The sequence below is a fragment of the Helicobacter sp. NHP22-001 genome (assembly GCF_030270165.1).
In the GTDB taxonomy this organism is placed as follows: domain Bacteria; phylum Campylobacterota; class Campylobacteria; order Campylobacterales; family Helicobacteraceae; genus Helicobacter; species Helicobacter gastrofelis.
On sequence record NZ_BSWS01000009.1, the window covers coordinates 15,598 to 35,876 of the forward strand.

The 20,279-nt window shown below is 43.2% G+C and carries 22 protein-coding genes and 2 pseudogenes; 15 read left to right on the forward strand and 9 right to left on the reverse strand.

Annotated elements, in window-relative coordinates:
- The first annotated feature begins 20 nt into the window (after positions 1 to 20).
- The 7 genes from QSJ47_RS06570 (at position 21) to QSJ47_RS06600 (ending at position 5,335) form a co-directional block, all read left to right on the forward strand.
- Positions 21 to 194, forward strand: a complete 174-nt coding sequence (locus QSJ47_RS06570; RefSeq protein WP_285602825.1) for a hypothetical protein — start codon at positions 21 to 23, stop codon at positions 192 to 194.
- A gap of 162 nt (positions 195 to 356) precedes the next feature.
- Positions 357 to 1,868: an ABC transporter substrate-binding protein gene (locus tag QSJ47_RS06575; protein WP_285602826.1), complete on the forward strand. Its 1,512-nt coding sequence runs from the start codon at positions 357 to 359 to the stop codon at positions 1,866 to 1,868.
- Positions 1,853 to 2,812, forward strand: a complete 960-nt coding sequence (locus tag QSJ47_RS06580; protein ID WP_285602827.1) for an ABC transporter permease — start codon at positions 1,853 to 1,855, stop codon at positions 2,810 to 2,812. The genes QSJ47_RS06575 and QSJ47_RS06580 overlap by 16 nt, the downstream gene beginning before the upstream one ends.
- Positions 2,806 to 3,579, forward strand: coding sequence for an ABC transporter permease (locus QSJ47_RS06585; protein WP_285602828.1), 774 nt, complete (start codon positions 2,806 to 2,808; stop codon positions 3,577 to 3,579). Before QSJ47_RS06580 ends, QSJ47_RS06585 begins: the two co-directional genes overlap by 7 nt.
- On the forward strand, positions 3,572 to 4,189 hold the full coding sequence (locus tag QSJ47_RS06590; protein WP_285602829.1) for an ATP-binding cassette domain-containing protein: 618 nt from the start codon (positions 3,572 to 3,574) through the stop codon (positions 4,187 to 4,189). Before QSJ47_RS06585 ends, QSJ47_RS06590 begins: the two co-directional genes overlap by 8 nt.
- Entirely contained in the window at positions 4,180 to 4,818 is a 639-nt protein-coding gene (locus QSJ47_RS06595; protein ID WP_285602830.1) for an ABC transporter ATP-binding protein, read from the forward strand. The genes QSJ47_RS06590 and QSJ47_RS06595 overlap by 10 nt, the downstream gene beginning before the upstream one ends.
- A gap of 208 nt (positions 4,819 to 5,026) precedes the next feature.
- Positions 5,027 to 5,335 carry a hypothetical protein gene (locus QSJ47_RS06600; protein WP_285602831.1) on the forward strand — a complete coding sequence of 103 codons (309 nt, stop codon included), beginning with the start codon at positions 5,027 to 5,029 and terminating at the stop codon, positions 5,333 to 5,335.
- A gap of 342 nt (positions 5,336 to 5,677) precedes the next feature.
- Here QSJ47_RS06600 and QSJ47_RS06605 read toward each other — a convergent pair.
- Positions 5,678 to 6,007, reverse strand: a pseudogene (locus QSJ47_RS06605) (helix-turn-helix domain-containing protein); the annotation flags it as partial.
- 21 nt (positions 6,008 to 6,028) lie between these two features.
- Between QSJ47_RS06605 and tnpA the strand changes: the two are divergent.
- The 4 genes and pseudogenes from tnpA to QSJ47_RS06625 all read left to right on the forward strand — a co-directional run.
- Positions 6,029 to 6,448 (forward strand): annotated as a pseudogene (tnpA, locus tag QSJ47_RS06610) (IS200/IS605 family transposase); the annotation flags it as partial.
- Between the two features lie 56 nt (positions 6,449 to 6,504).
- Positions 6,505 to 6,696 carry a hypothetical protein gene (locus QSJ47_RS06615; RefSeq protein WP_221271327.1) on the forward strand — a complete coding sequence of 64 codons (192 nt, stop codon included), beginning with the start codon at positions 6,505 to 6,507 and terminating at the stop codon, positions 6,694 to 6,696.
- A gap of 354 nt (positions 6,697 to 7,050) precedes the next feature.
- Positions 7,051 to 7,464 (forward strand): helix-turn-helix domain-containing protein, encoded by a 414-nt coding sequence (locus QSJ47_RS06620; RefSeq protein ID WP_260321548.1) that lies wholly within the window; start codon positions 7,051 to 7,053, stop codon positions 7,462 to 7,464.
- 829 nt (positions 7,465 to 8,293) lie between these two features.
- A complete protein-coding gene (locus QSJ47_RS06625) occupies positions 8,294 to 9,970 on the forward strand; it encodes an outer membrane beta-barrel protein (RefSeq protein ID WP_285602832.1) in 1,677 nt (558 codons plus the stop codon).
- A gap of 575 nt (positions 9,971 to 10,545) precedes the next feature.
- On the opposite strand, the gene QSJ47_RS06630 is transcribed toward QSJ47_RS06625, so the two are convergent.
- Genes QSJ47_RS06630 through QSJ47_RS06665 form a run of 8 tightly spaced genes read right to left on the reverse strand, consistent with a single transcriptional unit; the run spans position 10,546 to position 16,720 of the window.
- Complete coding sequence (locus tag QSJ47_RS06630) at positions 10,546 to 11,691, reverse strand: hypothetical protein (RefSeq protein WP_285602833.1); 1,146 nt, start codon at positions 11,689 to 11,691, stop codon at positions 10,546 to 10,548.
- 8 nt (positions 11,692 to 11,699) lie between these two features.
- Positions 11,700 to 13,154: an MBOAT family O-acyltransferase gene (locus QSJ47_RS06635; protein WP_285602835.1), complete on the reverse strand. Its 1,455-nt coding sequence runs from the start codon at positions 13,152 to 13,154 to the stop codon at positions 11,700 to 11,702.
- Positions 13,155 to 13,167: 13 nt separating this feature from the next.
- Complete coding sequence (locus QSJ47_RS06640; RefSeq protein WP_285602836.1) at positions 13,168 to 13,878, reverse strand: SDR family NAD(P)-dependent oxidoreductase; 711 nt, start codon at positions 13,876 to 13,878, stop codon at positions 13,168 to 13,170.
- Positions 13,875 to 14,009: a hypothetical protein gene (locus QSJ47_RS06645; protein ID WP_285602837.1), complete on the reverse strand. Its 135-nt coding sequence runs from the start codon at positions 14,007 to 14,009 to the stop codon at positions 13,875 to 13,877. The genes QSJ47_RS06640 and QSJ47_RS06645 overlap by 4 nt, the downstream gene beginning before the upstream one ends.
- Positions 14,000 to 14,338 (reverse strand): hotdog family protein, encoded by a 339-nt coding sequence (locus tag QSJ47_RS06650; protein ID WP_285602838.1) that lies wholly within the window; start codon positions 14,336 to 14,338, stop codon positions 14,000 to 14,002. Before QSJ47_RS06650 ends, QSJ47_RS06645 begins: the two co-directional genes overlap by 10 nt.
- Complete coding sequence (locus tag QSJ47_RS06655; protein WP_285602840.1) at positions 14,331 to 14,747, reverse strand: MaoC/PaaZ C-terminal domain-containing protein; 417 nt, start codon at positions 14,745 to 14,747, stop codon at positions 14,331 to 14,333. The genes QSJ47_RS06650 and QSJ47_RS06655 overlap by 8 nt, the downstream gene beginning before the upstream one ends.
- Entirely contained in the window at positions 14,722 to 14,970 is a 249-nt protein-coding gene (locus tag QSJ47_RS06660) for an acyl carrier protein (RefSeq protein ID WP_285602841.1), read from the reverse strand. The genes QSJ47_RS06655 and QSJ47_RS06660 overlap by 26 nt, the downstream gene beginning before the upstream one ends.
- The gene (locus QSJ47_RS06665) at positions 14,948 to 16,720 is read right to left on the reverse strand and encodes an HAD-IIIC family phosphatase (protein WP_285602842.1); all 1,773 of its coding nucleotides are present in this window, start codon (positions 16,718 to 16,720) and stop codon (positions 14,948 to 14,950) included. The genes QSJ47_RS06660 and QSJ47_RS06665 overlap by 23 nt, the downstream gene beginning before the upstream one ends.
- Positions 16,721 to 17,287: 567 nt before the next feature.
- On the opposite strand from QSJ47_RS06665, the gene QSJ47_RS06670 reads away from it, so the two are divergent.
- The 4 genes from QSJ47_RS06670 (at position 17,288) to QSJ47_RS06685 (ending at position 20,084) form a co-directional block, all read left to right on the forward strand.
- A complete protein-coding gene (locus QSJ47_RS06670) occupies positions 17,288 to 17,479 on the forward strand; it encodes a hypothetical protein (protein ID WP_285602843.1) in 192 nt (63 codons plus the stop codon).
- An 820-nt stretch (positions 17,480 to 18,299) separates the two neighbouring features.
- A complete protein-coding gene (locus QSJ47_RS06675; protein ID WP_285602844.1) occupies positions 18,300 to 18,554 on the forward strand; it encodes a hypothetical protein in 255 nt (84 codons plus the stop codon).
- Between the two features lie 676 nt (positions 18,555 to 19,230).
- On the forward strand, positions 19,231 to 19,416 hold the full coding sequence (locus QSJ47_RS06680) for a hypothetical protein (protein WP_285602845.1): 186 nt from the start codon (positions 19,231 to 19,233) through the stop codon (positions 19,414 to 19,416).
- On the forward strand, positions 19,404 to 20,084 hold the full coding sequence (locus QSJ47_RS06685) for an outer membrane beta-barrel protein (protein ID WP_285602846.1): 681 nt from the start codon (positions 19,404 to 19,406) through the stop codon (positions 20,082 to 20,084). The genes QSJ47_RS06680 and QSJ47_RS06685 overlap by 13 nt, the downstream gene beginning before the upstream one ends.
- Positions 20,085 to 20,279 lie beyond the last annotated feature (195 nt).

Genomic DNA, 20,279 nt, shown 5'->3' on the forward strand with positions numbered 1-20,279 from the left:
TTTCCAAGAAAGGATTGAAAATGGACGCACAGCGAAGTGCTGAACTTGTCTTGCTACTAGACGCTTTGCAAAAGCAGTTGGGTCACTTGCAAACCGAATGCGAGGCCACTAAGGCACACCTAAACGCCCTTAGGGCACAATACGCCCAAAAGGCGCAAACTCCCCCCCCCCCCCCCCCCCAACACACAGCGTAGCCCTAAAAAAGAAGTGTTCTAAACTTTAGGGGTGCAGCACCGGCACAGCCGGCTTAAAAGGTTGCGTGCTTGGCGCACGCTTTGATAACAAAAAACACTTCCTATTAACCATTTTTTAAGAAAATCATACTAATAATACAAACATAGCACTAAAGGAATACTATGTTAAGATTTCTCCTTGCTTGTTTGTTAGCACTCCCCCTTTTTGCCGCTACACCTAAGGACACTTTAGTTATCGGCGTGGAGAACGAAACCGCCCGCATCAATCCCCTTTTTGACGAGGACCACGACAGCGCGCTAGATTTTGTCTTTAGCGGGCTGACCCGTTTTAGCCCTGACATGCAAATACAGCCCGACCTAGCCACAAGTTGGGAGGTGAGCCCCGATGGCTTAAGCTGGGTGTTTCATTTAAGAAAAGGGGTTTTATGGCACGATGGCAAGCCCTTTAGTGCTGAGGATGTGAAATTCACCCTAGAGCAGGCGCAAAACCCCAAGCTCAACGCCCCCGCTCGTGCGAACTTTAGCGAGATTAAAAGCGTGCAGGTGCTAGATCCCTACACCTTAAAAATCACCCTAAAAGCCCCCTTCCCCCCCATCTTAGATGTGCTGAGTGTGGGCATTTTGCCTAAGCATCTATTAGTGGGTAAGGATTTGAACACGGATCGCTTCAACCAACACCCCATCGGCACGGGGCCCTTTAAATTCGTGCGCTGGCAAAGGGGGGCGTATATCAGCTTTGTGGCGAATGACAAATTTTATAGAGGCGCGCCCAAGTCTAAAAAGGCGGTGTTAAAGATTGTCCCCGATTTCAATGTCCGCACCTATGAGATCAAAAGCGGGGCGATCGATGTCGCCCTAGTTGAGCCCAATTTAAGCAAGAGCCTAGAGCGCGACCTGCACATTAAGATTTTAGACTGCAAGAGCGCAGACTATCGGGCATTGATGTTTAACTTCAACAACCCCCTTTTAAAATCCCTAGCCGTGAGAGAGGCGATCAACTACGCCATTGACCGCCCTCTCATCGCCCAAAAAATCCTACACGGCTATGGCTTTGTCGCCAACAACCCCATACAAGCAAGCTGGGCGAACGATCCGCACGCACAAGGCTACCCCTACGACCCCGCCAAGGCGAAAGAAGTTTTAGAAAAAGACGGCTGGGTGCTCAAAGACAAGGTTTTTTACAAAAACGGCAAGCCTTTAGCCTTTGACATTTACGCCTTCAACACCGATCCGCTAAGGGTTACGCTGGCTAATATTTTACAAAGCGAGCTGGCGCAAGTGGGGATCAAAGCGAGCGCGATCGCTAAAAACCATGGGGCGTTTGAGATCAGCAAGGTGGATAGTTTTATCATCGGCTGGGGTTCGCCCTTAGATCCGGATCTACAAACCTACCGCATTTTTGGCTCAAATATGGAGTGGAATTACAACCACTACAGCGACAAGACGGTGGATAGTGCCCTTCAAAAAGCCCGCACCGCTAAAAATAAGGATATGCGTAAATTATGGTACGCCAAATTCATACAAGAACTACACAACAACCCGCCCTTTGCTTTCTTGGTGTATCTGCGCTACCCCCTAGCCTACCGCTCCAATATCCACGGCATCAAGCCTACGATTCTAGGCCACCACGGGGCGCGTTTTACTTATGATGTCGCTGAGTGGAGCAAAGATTAGTGCCTTTTGCGCTTAAAAAGATTTTGGGGGCACTCTTGCTCTTGCTGGTCTTTAGCTTTGTGGTCTTTGTGGCTTTGGATTTATCAAGTGGGAGCGTGCTTTCAGGCATTTATGGGGACAGCGTGCAGAGTGCAAACCCCCTTCTTAAAGCCCGTTTGCTAGAGAATTTGGGCTTAGATCGCCCGCTTTTGGTGCGCTATTTGGAGTGGCTGGGGCGCATTTTAAGGGGGGATTTGGGGGTGAGTTTAGCAAGTGGGGAGCGCGTCATAGATATTTTAAAAGAAGGCTTGCCTTATACACTGGTGCTGGGTTTAACAAGCTTTGCTCTTAGCTTTATTTTTGCGTTGGTACTAGGCACAATAGGGGCGTATTTTAAGGACTCGTGGCTGGATAAGACCATCATTTACACCACTCTGGGCTTTTTTAGTGTGCCGAGTTTTTGGCTGGGACTGGTGGCGATCATGCTTTTTAGCGTGCTACTAGGCTGGCTGCCTAGTTCAGGGGTGGGCGAGATTGGCGCAACGCCAAACTTTAGCGATTTAGCCCGCCACATGCTCTTGCCCGTGTGTGTACTAACCTTGTCGCATTTAGCCATTTACACCCGCCTTGTGCGCTCCGTGGTACTAGACACCTTGCAAGAGCCCTTTGTGTTGAGCTATCAAGCGTGGGGTGTGAGTGCTCTTAAACGCTTTTACTTGGTGTTGCGTTTTTGCTTTCTACCCATTGTGGGGTATTTTGCCTCTAATGCGGGGGCGATTGTGGGGGGGACTTATGTCGTGGAGAGCGTGTTTTCTATCGGCGGGATCGGCCAAAGCACTATCAACGCCCTGCTGCATAAAGACTACCCCCTAGCCTTGAGTATCATTATGCTCAGCGCCTTTTTTGTGGTGGGGCTGAATGTGGTTGTAGAGCTTTTAGCTAGGTGGCTTAATCCCAAATGGTGAAGTTTGCGCTGGTGTTGGGGGGCTTTTTCTTGATCTTTTGCCTGCCCCTTTTTGCCCCCTTTGCACCTAATGAAGTGCATTTAGAGGCCCTCAAACTGCCCCCAAGTGCCATGCATTGGCTAGGCACAGATTTTTTAGGCAGGGATGAGTTTTCAAGGCTCTTGGTGGGCTTAAGAAACTCGGTCTTTGTGGGGCTTGTGAGTGGGCTGTTAGCACTTGCCATAAGTTTAGCTTTTGCCTTTGGGGTGTTGTTTGCGCCCAAGTGGGGACGCTCTAGCTTGCTAGGCTTTTTAGATGGCTTTTTAGCCCTGCCCAATTTATTGTTGATTTTGCTTTTTAGTGCGTTTAGCCAACGGGGGTTGGGGCTTTTGGGACTAGGCGGGCTACTATCGCTGTTTTTATGGCCACAAATGGCAAAGGTGTTCGCCGATCGCTTTAGAGAAATTGCCACAAGGGAGTTTGTCGCCAATGAGCGCGCACTTGGGGCGAGCAATTTAGAAATCGCCTTTTATGAGATCTTGCCTCTAGCTAAAAACAGCGTGTTTGTGCTCTTGGCCAACACTTGCGCGCATGCCATCAGCGCTGAAGCCCTGCTTAGCTTCTTTGGGCTAGGGCTTAAAGTGGGCGAGGCAAGCCTTGGCAACATGCTAAACGAGGCAACGCAGGCGATTTTTACGGGGGTGTGGTGGCTGGTGCTCATACCCGGGGTGGCGGTGTTTGTGGTGGTCTTTGCTTTGGCGTGGGCAGGGGAGCGCTCGCGTGCTTAGCGTGCAGGATTTGGGCGTGCTTAGCCCTAGTGGGGCGGTTTTACAAAATATCAGCTTTAGCACCACAAGGCATTTAGCCATTTTGGGCGTGAGCGGGAGCGGGAAGAGCACGCTGGCTAAGGCGTTTTGTGGGTTGTTGCCGCCTACTTTTAAGATGCATTATGGCGCACTCACTTTAAGCGCACAGGCGGGCTATGTGTTTCAAGACTGCATTGCCTGCTTTTACCCCTACCTTAAAATCAAGGACACCTTTGCCATGGTGTTAAAAGAACGCGCAAACCAAGCCAAGGATTTGTTGACAAGTTTAAATGTCCCCTTAAAGGCGTGGAGCTCTTACCCCTATGAGCTTAGCCGTGGGATGGCAAGTCGGGTGCAAATCGCGCTGAATTTAGCCCTAAAGAAAGAGATTTTATTTTTAGATGAGGTTACGAGCTCTTTAGATAGAGAAAACACGCAAGGCGTGGTGGATTTGCTTTTGAGTCTGCCCGTGCAAAGGGTCGTCATCACACATGATGAGGAAGTGGCACTGAAGCTCTGCGATGAGGTGCTGGTGCTTGATGGCGGGCGGGGGATGTATTTTGGAGAAATGGGGGGGTATTTATGCTCTTAGAGGTGCTGGAGTTGTCTAAGTCCTATGGGACGCAAAAGGTGCTAGAGAGGGTGAGCTTTGGCTTAAAGAGGGGGGAATTGGTGGCGTTGATGGGGCCTAGTGGATGTGGTAAAAGCACGCTGGCTAAGTGCATTGCCCGCCTAGAGCCTTTTAGCGGTGGGCAGGTCTTATACGAGCAGCAAGACATTTTACAAATGGAGCAAAAACCCTTTAGGCAGGCGTTGCAATATGTTTTTCAAGACCAATTAAATGCCCTAAACCCCGCTAAAAAGGTGCGGGATTTATTAGGCAGCGTGTGTCGGCGTTTTCAAACCCACGCCTTGTTAAACGAGGCTTTGGAGTTTGCGAAACTCAGCCCCAAGCTTTTAGGGCGTTATCCAAGGGAGCTTAGCGGAGGGGAGAGACAAAGACTTGGCATTGCGCGGGCGATGCTGGTTTGCCCTGAGATTTTATTATTAGATGAAACCACAAGTGCGCTAGATAAAAAACTCAAACATGAAGTCATGCAAGTGGCACGCACCTACCAACAAGAGAAGCAAACCACGATTCTTTTCATCACCCACGACCAAGCTTTAGCTAAGGAATATTGTGAAAGAGTGATGCAACTTAAAGGGGGACATTTGCTTTAGCCATTAAAGCTAAAAATCGTGTATTTTTGAGTCAGCTCAGCGTTTATTCTAACTTTTAAAATAATTCTTATCTTTTGAAAAGGTCTTTTTACATCGTATCCCCGCTTGTTTTGTGTGTGGGGGCAGAACCTATTACAGAGAGCTCAATAGAAGAGAGCAAGCCATAAAAAAAGATTTAGAGAATATCCTTAATAAGCACAGCCAAGCAGTGCAATCTATCAGCAATCAAGCTTGCACCATTATCTTAGGGGCTGTAGAAAGTATTAAGAATGAGATTACCAATCTTGCCACAGAGTTTAAGAGCAGTGCAGAGTATGGGGAAGAACTCAATCAGGCTAAAAGACAGATAGAAAACTTAGAAAAAAATAAAGAGCGTTTGCAAGATGAAGTCGCTAAACTGAAACAAGAGCAAGAAACCAATCAACAAGAGGTAGAAAGGGCAAGGCTGATAATAAGGCTAATAATGAAGCTTTTAAACAACAAGGCATCGAAAATCAAAGTCTTAAAAGCGACTTAAATACAGCCAAAACAGAGTTGCAAACCATAAAAGCCACACTACAGACCACATAGAAAGATTTAAAGACCACAAAGGTAGATCTTGAGGGCACAAAGAGAGAATTAAAATCCACACAAAACACATTAGAAGTTTTACAGCAACAAGGCATAGAGTCCCAAGCTACACCTATCCTAGATCATCCAAAGACAACGGACACAGAGAAACCTGAACCCTCAACAGGGCGTGGGTCTAAGATTAGAGATGGATTTGTCAAAATCAAGGATTTGAACGGAAGTATTGGTCTATCTTTAGCAAAGTTTTGCCTTTCCAATTAGCCTTATAGGTTAGCAGACTAATGAGCCTAGACCAACTTGCATTGACAATACTCTTAGCTAGTTTGTGGTTTTTGGCCAACTTAGAGAAAAATCGATCAAAGGCTGTTGTCAGTTGTCTTAATACCATTTGCAAGCTTTGAGAGTTGCATTCGCCTAGATAGGCGTAAGGCTCTTGCTTTTTAAGGGTGATGAGCACCTTTTGCATGCTAAAGTAATTTTCTCTAGTGACTTGTGCGTATTGCTTTTGGCGGTATTCTAAAAAGTAGTTATAGACCACCCTAGCACAGCCAAAGTACTTGTGTATCAAGGTTTTTTGTGCAGTGGTAGGATAAATTCTAAACTTCATTGTTCGAAGCAATCGGCTACACCTTAATTATAAGGCTATTTATCCACCAACAGGAGCAAACACAATCTAAAAGCCCATTTGATTTTAGCTGACGTAGATACAGAAAAAAGTTACTCGTAGGCGATGTGGCTATTTTTATAAAGTCTGTGTTTGATGAGATAGAGGAAAGTTCAGATTTTGCCATCATAGCAATGGAAGCAGATAAAGATTATCTACACCTGATGACTGAGACATACCCCTAGAGTGTCTATCAGTTCCATCATCTTGCGCATCAAGCAGATTACCACTTATAGGGTTTGGAGAGAACCAAGATTTATCCCGTTCTTGCGCAAGCATTTTTGGAAAGAACAAAAGTTTTGGACAGATGGATTTTTTGCCTGTTCCATAGGAGAGGCTAACCCAGAAACCATTAAAAAGAAACCATCAAAAGATATTATAGAAAATCAAGGATGAGTGGCATTCATCCTACCCGCTAAAGACGAGTGGGATTTCTGCTAAAAGATGTTAACTTGTCAATTAAAAATTATCTGCACAAACAAATCGAATCCACAAAAGATGCTGAGTGGGAAGAAAAAGATATTTACAACAAGCTCTTTACATTTTTGACAGCTATCTTAAATGAAACAGGAGCGCCTTTTTTGATGTGCTGCCAAGTAGAGAAAATGCAAAAACTAATGTGTTTTTTAAACTTGATTTTATAGACACGACAAGAACCACACCAAAGATCAATGTCAAAGTAAGTAAGGGCAAAGACCTATTTGGTGATCTCAAAAATGTTTTGAAACAAGCTTCCAATGAGTTTAGCGAAGAGCTTTTAAAAGCCTTTTGATTTATAATATGCTTGCTAATCTCTATAAAGGCAATGATTTGCAAGAATGGGACATATGTACCATCAAAGTGTTTGCAAAAAATCAAAAACATTGCATTTGGCATGATTGATCTAATGGGGGTTTGAAAATGAGCTTAAAGCTCTTTGACTCGAGCCAAAATTTGCCAAGAATACGCATATGTCTTTACCTTAAGACTGCATCAAGAACACCCGTATTTTAGAATCCTTGCTACAAGACAAGGGCATCAACGCACAAATTCAAGAGTGGCAAGATCTACAGCTCATCGATCAAAGTTTCAGTTTGGATACCCTTTTAACCGAGCAAAAGTATCGATTTTTGCCCTTTGATACACAACACTTTAGTTTAGAAACTAAATACAAACTTTTAAACTCCTTTGGTGATTTAGAATCGGTGCTGAATAACGAATTTATCAAGGCAGACAACTTCCGAGCTCTCAATACTTTAAAAGACAAATACAAAACTTCAAACACAGAAGGACGGCGTTTGGCGTATCTTGGTGCCGTTTTAGAGGATGGCGACATGGCAGAACTCAAAGATGCTTTAGCAGTCATTGCTAAGTCTAAGGGCATCGACTTGCCCCCTTTTGAGGGGGATACCCCTAAGTTTGCAAGAGTTTAAAAGAAATTGGGTTTGCAGTCTTTAGAGATGCCAAAATGCCAAACCGCTCAAACCCTATAAAACTTAAACCCTATAATAACGAAAGATTGCGCGGGGTGTTGAGTGGGTGTAATACCAAAAAGCCCTCAAATCCCCAAGAAAGAGCTCCATGTAGTGAGAATTTGATGTTTAGTTGAGAGTATCTATTACCATGGGATGATTAGCCTTTTGGGAGAGTAAAGAAACTGATTAAATAGAACAATTTGTCTTTGGAGAGTAAGCAAAGAGAGGTGATCAACCACACATGGTGTTTAAAGCGTTTTTAAAGGGTCATAGAGCGAAAAGTTAGGGGTCAGGAGGAACTATGTTTGGGAGTTAAAAGCGGTTTGGGGGTAAGAGCATAATTTCCAAAATAAGCACTAACGCTTGTTGAGTAGAAGAGAAGGTTTGTGATCAAATGTTTTGAATGGCCAGTAAGTTATTTTGCTATCTCAAAGAACTAACTTTTAGCTTCTGCTATGGATTCTCTAACTTTGAAAGTCAAGGTAGTGCTCTAACAAGCTTAGCTCTCGTGCCCTATTGTATCTACTTTTAGTGTGCGTGATAACTATGACTAGGGCAATATTTTACTTTTTATTTACCATGTTTGTGCCACAATCCAGGGGAGATTTTCGGGTATTAGTCTACCTAACCATTAGAGTTTAGGGTGTGGTTTGTCCCAATGGATAGGGTTGAGATGCAAAGACAAGATAAGCGACACAAATATCATCCTAGATTCTTGCTCGCTTTGTTCTCAGTTAGTGCCTTTGTTGCGACAGCCCAAGCTGGTGAGTGGTTTTTTGGAGGCGGCTTGGTCTTAGGTGCGCAATCTAGTTCAGTAACCACGCAAAAGCAAACCCCCACAGCCCAAACTATCGTTAGTCCCAATCTTAAAGCGGTTACCGCCTATGATAAGCAACAGCTAGCCATTATCCAGCAACTCGAGGGCGACTATCAACAAGCTCGAGCCAATGCACTTACACAAGAACAGCAAATGCTCTCTCAGCTAAAAGAACAAATCACACAAGAGAGACAACTCTTGCAGGACTTAGCCAACGTTGGTCAGCCACTAAGAATTGATAGTAAGAGTAAACCTGATAATCCAATTATAGGTAAAATAAACCCCAACATCATCACTGCAATTGCAATCCCTGCCAACTACCAAGAGAACGACCAACAACTATTATCAAACTTCCAAAACACCATCAACCAACTCTTATCTCAACAAAAAGAGAGCGGGGCCAATACTGATAGCCCTCTAGCTCAAGAACTCCAAAAAGCCCAACAGATCCTTAAGAATTACAAGCAACAACTCAAAAACTACAATGATGTGGCAAAAAACTACAATGACCAAATCACGCGTTATTGGAACAATGCTAAGGCACAATGGGAAAACTACGATAAGGAATATAGACAAAAGGAACTAGATGATTTAGGATCCTTTTTAGGCAATGTCTACTACTCTAAGGTTGTTGGTGGTTACCCTATACCCTTGGTAAAGCAGGAACTAGAAATGGCTTTGCACTTTTTCTTCCCACAAAATGAAATTTCTACTCTTATAAAGTGTTTGTTGCCTGATTTTGAAACAAATAAAACAGACAGTGTCTCTAGCAATGGGATTATTGATTTTCACCTCCAAACCAAAACACCCTATGGCACAATCTCGGCATTGGTGCAAGTTTCTCGCAACAATGGCACTATTGTTCCTATCAAGGTAAGCTACAATGGCACGCTAGAGCCAAATGTAGTGACGACTGGCACTTTCCCGCAGCCTAATATACCTTCACCCAAAATCAGTCCCCCCACATTTTCTCCTAACCCCTCCACCCTCCCCAATGCCTCTAGTATCCATCAACTCATCAGGGACACCCAGCAAGCCCAAGCACAGATAAAAAACGCCACTAGTCAAACCCAAGCCCAGCTGCAAGCTGCCTATAACAAAGACCGCTCCGCTCTTGAAAAATCTCTCATTGCTCTGCCCAAAGACACAACTATCCACACCATGCTAACTTCTCAGGAGCGAGAATTAAGGCACGCCACAAACTTAGGCTTTGATTTGGTTGTAGGCTATGCCGTTCACACCCAAAACAATATTCTAGGCTTTCGTGTTTATGGAATGGTCAGCAACGCTTACAATGTAAGAAACAGCGTGCCACAGCAAGAACTATTTTCTAGAGCTTCCGTAGGTTTAGGGGCAAATGTTACCCTCAATTTCATTAGCAACACCACACCCGGTCATCTCTTTGGTTTTGGGGTATTTGCTGGAGCTGCTGGAATGGAGAATAATTACATACAAGGGCAACTCTTTGCCCACGACTTTAACCTCAATGCTGTGGGTGGGATAGAATTTCGTTTTAATAGCGATGGATTTCAAATCGGTGTTCGTGTCCCTGTCTTTGATCGCATCCTACACCTTACAGATGATGTGATGATCACAAACAGCTATAAAGATCCTTCATGCTTTGCTAACTACATCCATTACTTTTGAACATGCCAAAACAGCTTTTAAAAATCTTAGGTTGAAATGGCTAAAAACAAGATTGTGGCGATATGATTTTTTGGGTTTTATGGCAAACACGAGGTTTTTAGCCATTTTTCAAAAATGTTTGTATTCTGTATTTCCATGCGTGTATTTTAACGCAAAGACACCCATTAGTCCTTTGACAATTTAGAAAAAGTAAATGACAATTTTAATAGCTTGTTGCATAACTTTGGGTGCTCCGTGCAGTCTATGGCTCGTTTGCCCCGTTCGAGTTTACTCAAATCCACAGAGTTTGTTTTTTGCTTGTATAACACACTTACCCCTAGAGCTCTTGAAATTAAATGAGAGCAATTTATGGCACCAATAGTGTTAGAGCCAGAATTGGAGAAATAAACTTTAGACTTCATTACTAAAATAAATAGGATAGATCCCAATCAAGCTAGCACAATCTTATACGACATGGATAGCGTTGTCCGTGCAATAAGCCAAACCCAAGAAGCCAAGAGTGGAAAAAAGATTAGGTGAATGAAGCTAGCAAGCATAATAAGTATATTTTTTATAAATTCCACCACACAATAAACTCAAAACGATTTCTTTCTCTCTAAAAGCTGATTAGAAAGTGCCTTAGGAATGTGATAATCCAAAATAAGCTTTCTGAGAGCATCCGTATAAGTTGACACATTAGAGGGGTTGAGTTGGTATTTTTTACTAGCTATGGCCTCTAGGACAACATCGCTATAACCAAAATCAAAATGTGTAGGATCGTTATAGGCATTGAGATTACTTACCATAGGCATTGTCCTTAAATCATGGAGTTCGACATTAGGGTAATTCAAAAGCCGCAAACTAACAGCTTGGGGGGTTTGTAAGAACATCTCTTCTAAGGAATCTTTAAAGGGTGTATTCTTAGCCTTGTAGACATAGTAATACAAGACACTATGGGGCACATAGTAAAAAATAAAATGGGTTTTAGGGTGGCTTTTAATAAGGCTTTCTAGATGTTTTTGGGTTTCTTGAAGCACAACTTGCCTGGAGAATAGAATTTGTTGTGTCCATGAAGAAGGTTTAGAAAAGTTAAGGTAATCAGAGATCACATTCTTCAGATCAGCTTTTCCAGGTTTGCAATAAGGAGCAAACATCGTATTGTAGTGGCTACAAGGACCACGACGATCCTTGTGATCCCTTATGGAATGCCAATAAAAAAGGGATTTTTCTGAGACTCTGGAACTAAAAAGATAAGTAAGGAGTTGGGTAGATCGATTGTCGGTTCTGTAGAGATAATCAGGGAAAGAAAAGGAAATGTTACCTACCATCTCAAGATCAGCTTGGTTGTAATTAGGCATTAAAGCTAGAGGATTAATCGCATAGACAACCGTTTTAATGTTCTTGTGTACGGCAAAGGCCAGGCGCAAAGCGCGGTAAAGATCATAACTTGTCTCTCCTGCCATGACAAATTTAAGTGGTTTCTTTAGATGCAAAATTGAAGAAAGCAAATCTATACTAAACTTCTCTTCTGTGCTCGATCCAGTTAAGATGCTGTCATAATCATAAGTCCTAGCCATACCTGCAATGAGCATGCGCTCATCGCCTCCTGTGAAATCCACTCCATACATGGTCGCTTTCCTAAATTGCTGAAAAGGATCCATAATATAGTTAAAGAGCATAACAGACCCAAAACCAAGCAACATAAACCCAAACACTGCCCAAAGATATGTTTTAGCCGACACGATTTATCCTAAAAGTTAAAGTAAATGAATTCAGACACGCGGTTGACATAAACCAGCACATAATACCCAATAAAAGAAATTGTGGCATAGGTCCAGCCTAAACGCCATAAAGAGGGCTTAAAACTTTCTAAAACTTGGCAACTATTTTTAAAACAAAAGGTGATCACAAGAGCTAAAACAGCTGCAGTTCCAATAAAAAGCTTGCTAGTGTGATCTAGCTCTCCGCTAAAGAAATAATTTTTAAATCCACTCATGCAAAACATCGCCTTAAGCACTTTAAGCGCGTCCCCCCAGTCTTTTGCTCTAAAAAACACTTCTGTAATGTTCACATAGTTAAAAGTGATAAACCACCCTAACCACACGGGGAGGGGTTTAAGCTTGTATTTTTTGCGCACTTTCTTAGACCAGTAGTGATTGACCACCACGCCTAGCCCATGCAAAAATCCAAAGAAAACAAACATCCAGCTCGCCCCATGCCAAAGCCCGGCGATCAAAAAAGCGATGAAAATAGCTAGCATTGAGGTGTGGAAAGTGATTTGAGAAAACATGCGCGCCACAGACACATATAAATAATCAAAAATGAAACGGCTTAAGGTCATGTGCCAGCGTTGCCAATATTCTACCATGCTCGTGGCTTTATAAGGGCTATTGAAGTTTTGAGGCAGGCGGATATTAAAGAGTAAAGCTGCCCCGATTGCCATGTCTGTATACCCGCTAAAGTCAAAGTAGAGTTGGAAAGTGTAGGCTAAAGAAGTCATCCACCCCTCTAAAGCAGAGAGCACCTTAGAGGTGTCAAAACCCATTGTGGCGATTTTCGCCAAGCTGTCAGCGATCACCACCTTTTTAAAAAGCCCGATGGCAAAGATAAAAATCCCGCTAGCAATGTTGTCTAAAGAGATGCGCTTATTGCCATCTTTAGCAAATTGGGGCATCATCTCTTGGTGGTGGACGATGGGACCCGCGATGAGCTGAGGGAAGAAGGTTACGAACAAGGTATAGTCTAAGAAATTAGAAAAGCCAGCTTGGGGTTTTTTCTCTGTTTCGATTTTGGCATAACTGTCGAGCAAAAAGGTGAGTTGTTGCAAGGTGAAAAAGCTAATGGCTAAAGGCAACGCTAAATGCAAGAGATTTACAGAGGTGCTAAAGAGCGCGTTGAAGTTGCTAAGAAAGAAGTCGGCGTATTTGAAATAGCCCAGCAAAGCCACATTGGCGATGATCCCACAAACAAGCCACGCTTTAGCCTGCTTAGGGCGCACCCACATCGCTTGCACAATGGCGTAGTTAAAAATAATGGAAATTAAAATGAGGGGGAGGTATTTGACATTCCAATAGGCGTAAAAAAACAAGCTCGCCCCCACTAAAAACGCCTTCGCCCCCAAAGCACTCCAACGGCTTAAAACAAAATAGCCTAAAAAGCTCAAAGGCAAAAACATAAAAATAAACTCTACAGAATTAAAAAGCATAAAAACCTTTCTGTTAAAATCCCAACCCGCCCGTGATGGGGATGTTTAGCCCTGTCATGTAATCGCTCCCACTAGAGAGCAAAAAGAGCAACATGGGCACAATGTCCTTGGGAGTGGCGTTGCGCTTTAGAGGGTGGTTTTCAGCTGCCACCTGCACGATTTTAGGGTCGATGCTTTCTAAAAACTTGGTTTCGATCATGGAGGGAGAAAGGCAGTTGATTTGGATATTGTGCTCCTTGTAATCGCTTGCCATAGAACGCATGAGCCCTAACAAGGCATATTTCATCGTGGTATAAACGCTGGTGTGTTTGGGGGGGATGTTGCACACAAAACTTGAGAGCATTGCCACCACCTTACCCCCCTGTTTTTGGCGCGCAAGGGGGGGTAAAAAGGCCTGCAACATCAAAAAGAAGCTTTGCACACTGGCGCTAAAGTCGTGTTGCAAGGCTTGGGGGGAGATGTCTTTAAGACGGGTGTAGGCATACTTGGGGTGGGCTAGATGCACGATCTTATTAGGCGTGGGGTGGTTAGCCTTAATGTTTTCAATCAAGGCTTGCACTTCTTGCAAAGAGCTTAAATCCGCCTTGAGGGGGTGTAAATTAGGCTTGTTGGGCAGGGGGCTTTTGTGGCTGTGGGCTAAAATAATGGCTTCTCTTGGCAATGCCTCCAAAAGGGCTAGCCCCAAATCCGAGGAAGCCCCTAAGATTAAATAGGTATCTTTCATTCTAAGACCTTGGCTAAAATGTCTGCAGTGCTCACTAAAAAGGGTTCATCATTGATATTCTCAATGCGCGCTTTTAAACTTGCCACTTGGAAAGCCTCATTCAAATGCACAATGCGCCCGCTCACCTGCAAGCAATCCCCCACATACACGGGTTTTTAAAGCGTAGGTCATAACTTAAAGACATGGCATATTCCCCGGGCAAGTGCTTACCCACTAGCCTAGAATAAAACATGCCCAGTGCCGCCCCGTGCAAGAGCACCCCCTTAAAACCCTTTGAAAGCATGTAATCCGTGTTGGCGTGCAAATGGCTATCATCGCCGCTTAGGACCCTGAATTTTTCCAACATTTCTGCAGTCACCACAACGCTAAACCCGCCACACATGCCCACACGCAATTCTTGAAACTTATACGCATGCTTTAGACCAACAGCCCCACCTGTAATTTGGCGCGGCTCACACATAGCTCCCCCCCCCCCCCCCGATGAGGGCATCAATGCCTGCGCTGATCTCGATCGTTTTAAAGCTTGCATTGCAATGGGTGATCTTGCCCCAAACGCGCAAATCTGCAGGGGCGTAAAGAGGGTTTTTAAACGCCACTTTGATCCCCTGAAAGAGGGCGTATTTACCGGGCAAATGCATCCCCACCAAAGCCGAGTAATATGCGCTGTGTAACATCCCATGCACCACGCAATCTTTAAAGCCTTTTTCTTTGGCATAAGTAGGGTCTGTGTGTAGGGGATTGTGATCGCCACTCAGTGCGCTAAACTCTTGCAGGTTTTGTGGGTTTAAGGTGAGGTTAAAACTTTCTTCCAAGCCCTCAAAGAGGTCGGCAAAGCAGTAGGTTTTAAGCATGCTCAAGTTTGCGTTCAATCAAGGCAACCATTTCGCCCACATTTTTAAGCCCTTGCAATTCGCTTAAGTGGAACTTGATTTTAAAATGTTTCTCAATGGCACTGATCAAACTAATATGATTTAGGCTATCCCAATCCTCAATGTCGTTAGCGTTGGTGCTCTCATTGATGACTAAACTCGAATCGTCAAAAATATCTCTAAAAACCTCTTGTAATTGGCTAAAAATCTGTGTTGTTTCCATCATTTACCTTTATATAGTGGGGTTTGTCTGTGTGTTTCTCTAAATCCAAACTAAAAACGCTCCCGCCCTCGCTTTGGCTCTCTAAAGCGAAACCAAAGCTGGCATAAAGCTGGGCGACCATCGCATTTTTAGGCGTGGGGTGGTAGTAACCCTTGAGGGTTTGCACGCCTAGCTTTCCAGCCTTTTTGACTAAGGCATTGAGCATGGCAAATTCTAGATCGCGCTTAAGAACCCGACAACTCATCAGCCAAATTTCTAAATGGCAAATCTCCCCCTCAATGCGCCCCACGCTGATCGCCACGATGCCATTGTCCCCGAATTTATCCACAAGCTGTCCATAAAGCGTGATATAAGCCGGACTTTGCGCCCACTCTTGCACTTGCGCTAGGGTACATCTCTTTGTGGTGCAGTTAAATTGGTTGGTCTTGTTGATGAGTTGGGTTAAGCGTTCAAAGGCATTGGGGTGGAAGGGGGCGATCAGGGCGCGCATTTCTAAGCTTTGTAAAAACTCGGCATAAGATCCAAATTGTTGCTGTGCACTTTGGCGCTGGGCATTAGCTTGGTATTGGGCAGCGCGGGCTAAATCCTCTTGGCTTAAAGAAATGGGCTCAAAATACCCCGCTTTATCTAGCCTCGTAATGTATTCCTCGGGTTGCCCTATATCTGGCACAGCCACGCTAGGTAATTGTGCAGAAACTAAAGCCCGCTCTGCCGGGTTGTCATCCACAAAGACGAAACTATCCAAGCCCAAATTCAATTCTTTAGCGATCTCTACAATGTTGCGATCTTTGGGCTCAAAATTGGCCTTAATGCACGCAAAATCCGCAGGCTTTAAAAGCATGTTTTCATGGGATAAAGCTAAAAGCGCGTTTTCATGCGTGTTCTTAGAACAAATGGCGAGCAACACCCCCCGCTCTTTGAGTTCTAAAATGTAGCGCTGAAAAGTGGTGTAACTCTCTGCTAGAGCGCTCTCACTCCCAATCACCAAGCCGGCCAAGCCATCATCGGCGATCACCCCGCCGTATAAGGTGTTGTCCATGTCTAGGATCAAAACTTTTTTAGAAAGCCCAAAGAGGGCGCAAAGAATTTTAGAGAGATTAAAAGCCACACAAGCCAGGCCTTCATAACTCATGGCGTATTTGGCGCGGTAGTATAAGTTAGAATCAAACCACTTAGACAGCCCCGCTTGAGCGGACAGATACAGCAAATCTTGTATATACACAGAGGGGTGTTCTTTGACAAGAGCTACAAGGGCAGTATTTAAGGTGTTGATGAAGTGGGTTTTACCACTCAAGGCATCTAAATTACCCAATGAACGGTGCTGGGGCAAGTCAAAATTATTGACAATGACCGCGCAAGAATAGCGGGTTTTTAAAGAGATGAGCATGATCTCTAATTTGCCCATTTCTTGTTGGACAAGTTTGGCGATCTCTTCTGCTGAGGCGTTGAGCTCAGGAAAACGCTCAATGTTGAGGCTGGAAGTGTGTAGGTAGATGAGATCGGGAGCAAAGTCCCTTAAAGCGGGGTTTTCAAACGCACTTTCCTCGTAGTAGCGGTTGTAATCGCTCTCATAAAAGCTAGGCACAATCCCCGCCTTTAAAAGGCAGACCTCTAAAAGGTCTTTAAGTTCAGCGGTGCTTGAGCCCCCCAGGAGGGCTATTTTCTTAGGAGTTCCCCCCCCCCCCCCCCCAGTTAATAACTCTCTTTTGAGGCGTTTTTTATGGCGTAAAAAATAAGAAACATCTTGCATAACATAGCCCTAGGCAAAAACAGGTCAAAGATAAAGTGCGATTATAGCAGAAAATTTAAGCTTCTGTGTCAAACCAGTTCGTAACAGCTACGAGTGTTGCTTTAGTTGTGTGCACAGACAATTACCAAAATCAACAGCGACATGGAGTTGTGTATGGATTATAAGGGAGTGCGAGTAGCATAAAAAATAAATATATACAAAAGACTCATACATAGAATGGGCTTTTTTGTGTATTTGTTCCTTGTAAAACAAACTAACCAATGCTTTTATTCTGCATTAAATCACTATACTATCCTGCAACCATTTTACTCTCCATATGAACAACCTATCAATACATCATCACCTCTTCATCATAAAAACTCTAAAGTGTATCATTGAGGACATGTTTTCTCAATTTTTAAATGTAAAATTAATGACACAAACATGCTCAATAAACTTGCGCTGTGTCCTACCATATAGTAGTGGTAGGTGGTAAGAAATTTAGCCACCTGTCTATGATAGGACGCTCACAAGTTCACTTGGATAATTCACTTGGAGAATTTGCCACTCAAACGCCACGGGGGCTAAATGTATTATTTAAATTTAAAATATTCTAAGATTTTTGAGACAGTGTACATAAATGTATATGTTTTAGATCACAAAGCGATTGTAGGGTTTTCTGTAAAGGAAGGTTTAGGTATATTTGGTTATTTGGGTGGTGAAAATTTATTCACTCTTGCATTGTTTTGTGCAGTCTATGTAGCGTCTTTTTATCGCTAGTGGTGCTTTGGTTAGCGTGTTGCGAGGTGTTTCTACACCCTTGGCTCGCTCCATATGCTTCTTAAACCAACTTTTAAAGTGCTTGGCATTATCCAAGATGAAAGAGTTAGAATCTTGTAGATCTTATCTATGTCTTGAATATCTACCCTAATCTTTCCATCCTCAGTAAAATAGATGTCTTGAATCTTGGGAACAGCAGGCGCACCATTATTGCCCATATAGATGTCTCTGCCTAGAAAAGTTTTGAAACCATTCTTGCCTTTTTACATCTCTACCTTGACTTCTGTGGGTTGTGGTGCTTGGTTGGTTTGTTGTGTCTGTTGTGCTTGTAAATCCACAATTTGATAACCTCCTTTGCGCAAGAGATGACAGACTGGAAACTTAGAGTATTTGTTGCAAGTTCAGGTGCATTAAACTCTTTTAGTTTATCCATTCAGTCGCTTAAATATTTGAATTTACTTTTATACCCCCTTAGCACCCCGTAGTAGGTGTTTTTGCGTTAAAATAGGGTATGAAAATACAAACATCGAGCGAATTTAAAAAGTGGCTAAAAACCTCAAAGATTTAAACGGAAAAGGTGTACTTACACGCCGCATACAGAGCTTAAAAAAGAGCGGACACTTTGGTGATCATAAATACATTACGGGTTAAATCTTTGAAATGCGTATCCACACGGGTGCAAGTTACCGCTTGTATATGGATAAATGGGGCGATGTGTTGGTGATCTTGCTGTGGCGCACCGTACAGTGGCGCGCTTAAGGCGACAAAAGCACACAGCAAAAAGATATAATCAAGGCACAAAAATCTTAAAAGATTATCCATGTCCGTAACCTTTAAACCCTTTAATGCAGCCGAGCTCTTAGACTCCGATCAAGTGCGTTTAAGTCATCTTAGTGCCGTTTTAGAGGATGGCGACATGGCAGAACTTAAAGATACTTTAGCAGTCATTGTTGAGTCTAAAAACATCAACTTGCCCCCTTTTGAGGGGGATGCCCCTAAGTTTGCAAGAGTCTTAAAGAAATTGGGTTTTGGGTTGCAGTCTTTGGATGAGATGCAAAAGCATAACACGGCTTAAGCCCACCAAACCCCCAAGAGAGGGTTTTGAAGTGAGGATTAGATTTTTGGTCTTGAAGTATCTATGAATGTATAACCATGTCTCTTGGGGAGAGGGTGAAAAACTGGTCAATTAGGACAATTATATCTTTGGATAACAAAATAGAGAGAAGCCATAAAACAAAGATAGCGTTTAAAGAGCTTTTGAGTGGTCATAGAGCGAAAGTTTAGGGGTTAGGAGTATCAAAGGTTTGAGCTGTGGTTTGAGAGTTAAAAGCGGTTGTAGGGGATCGCAAGAGCAACTAAGAACAACTACATCGTAGGCAAAGACACAAATGAATCAATTTGATAATCTTATAAAAAGTAAATACACTCTACTTTTCTCTCAATCCCTCTCAAATTGGGATTGAGTTTAGAACCAATGTGAGTAAACACAATGGATTTGAAGTGGGCTTGCATATTCCTCTAGCCATGAATTGCTATTCCAAAGGGGATTAGGTGGTCCTAGCCTAGAGACCACTTACAAAAGCAATATAGCGCTGTATGTGGATTATTTTGTGTATAATTCCTAGGCAATCTGTTAGCTGAGAAATAGCAACGGCAACATGAGGGACTTAGATTCCTCTGTTGTTCATAAAGAGGTTTAGAGAGTCGTAAAACTAGGCAGACACATACCGAATCTTCGCAAGGAGGTGGATATGGCTGTTAAGCGAAAACTAGCTAGTGCGCTTTTATTTGGCACCCTAGAGTTTTTCTCTTTACTCCCTTTGAAGGCAGAAAAGAGTGGAGTGTTTATAGAGGGTGGATTTGAGTATTCGCATGGTTCGGGGGTTTTTAACAATATGCAGCAGATCAATTCACAATACCAGGGGTGCCTAGTCTAGTAGTTCAATCCACAAACTTCTATAAGGGCAATCTTTTTGGAGGGAATATCCAAGCAGGTTTTAAGCTATTCTTTGGCCAAACAAGACGCTTTGGATTGCGTTTCTATGGGTTCTTTAGTGGGCAAGCAGGCAATGCTAATTCTATCCACAGCAAAGATCCAGATTCTAACTTTGTCATAAAAGACCAACCCACTTCTAATTTTTTCTACGCTGGGGGTGTAGATGCACTTTATAACTTTTATGATAAGAATAATCGCTCTTTTGGAGTCTTTGCAGGTTTGATGGTTGGGTGGAGCTCTTGGTCCATGGGTGAGAGCAAGCAATGTGCGGGGACTGCTATCTATAGCCCTGGTGGATTTGATGGGGGTTGCGTGTCGACCAATAAATTTTTCCAACAGCTGTTGCACACCGATAGCGAATACTACCCTGAATTTAAAACCTCTTCGTCATTTGCTTTTGTGCAAGCTGTCGTGAATCTTGGGTTTAGGTTTAATTTTACTAAACACCAAGGTCTTGAAGTGGGGGTGCGTATCCCTACCATCAACACTCCTGGTTATGTCAGTAAAGGTGCCTTTTTGGAACACAACATTGTTAAAGTCGAGCTTAATGATTCCCTGACTTTCAGGCGTGATATAGCTGCTTTTATCGATTATGTTATTAGTTTTTAGAATATGGGTTATGGAGTAGCTACATCAAGAAAAAGCTAAAAAACCTAAGATAAAAACCTAAAACAACGGAGGAAGTGATTAGTATGAAGCTAGGTTAAGCGGGGTATTTTTTATACACACAAAACACAAAAAGCGCATAAGAATCTTAATTTTTTGTAAGAGTAATAAATTTATATAGAAACCGCCACAATGCTT

Coding starts and splice junctions, on each gene's coding strand:
- QSJ47_RS06570 (WP_285602825.1), top strand. CDS start 21: ATGGACGCACAGCGAAGTGCTGAACTTGTCTTGCTACTAGACGCTTTG.
- QSJ47_RS06575 (WP_285602826.1), top strand. CDS start 357: ATGTTAAGATTTCTCCTTGCTTGTTTGTTAGCACTCCCCCTTTTTGCC.
- QSJ47_RS06585 (WP_285602828.1), top strand. CDS start 2,806: ATGGTGAAGTTTGCGCTGGTGTTGGGGGGCTTTTTCTTGATCTTTTGC.
- QSJ47_RS06595 (WP_285602830.1), top strand. CDS start 4,180: ATGCTCTTAGAGGTGCTGGAGTTGTCTAAGTCCTATGGGACGCAAAAG.
- QSJ47_RS06635 (WP_285602835.1), bottom strand. CDS start 13,154: ATGCTTTTTAATTCTGTAGAGTTTATTTTTATGTTTTTGCCTTTGAGC.
- QSJ47_RS06640 (WP_285602836.1), bottom strand. CDS start 13,878: ATGAAAGATACCTATTTAATCTTAGGGGCTTCCTCGGATTTGGGGCTA.
- QSJ47_RS06650 (WP_285602838.1), bottom strand. CDS start 14,338: ATGTGTGAGCCGCGCCAAATTACAGGTGGGGCTGTTGGTCTAAAGCAT.
- QSJ47_RS06660 (WP_285602841.1), bottom strand. CDS start 14,970: ATGGAAACAACACAGATTTTTAGCCAATTACAAGAGGTTTTTAGAGAT.
- QSJ47_RS06665 (WP_285602842.1), bottom strand. CDS start 16,720: ATGCAAGATGTTTCTTATTTTTTACGCCATAAAAAACGCCTCAAAAGA.
- QSJ47_RS06670 (WP_285602843.1), top strand. CDS start 17,288: ATGTATTATTTAAATTTAAAATATTCTAAGATTTTTGAGACAGTGTAC.
- QSJ47_RS06675 (WP_285602844.1), top strand. CDS start 18,300: ATGTCCGTAACCTTTAAACCCTTTAATGCAGCCGAGCTCTTAGACTCC.
- QSJ47_RS06680 (WP_285602845.1), top strand. CDS start 19,231: ATGGCTGTTAAGCGAAAACTAGCTAGTGCGCTTTTATTTGGCACCCTA.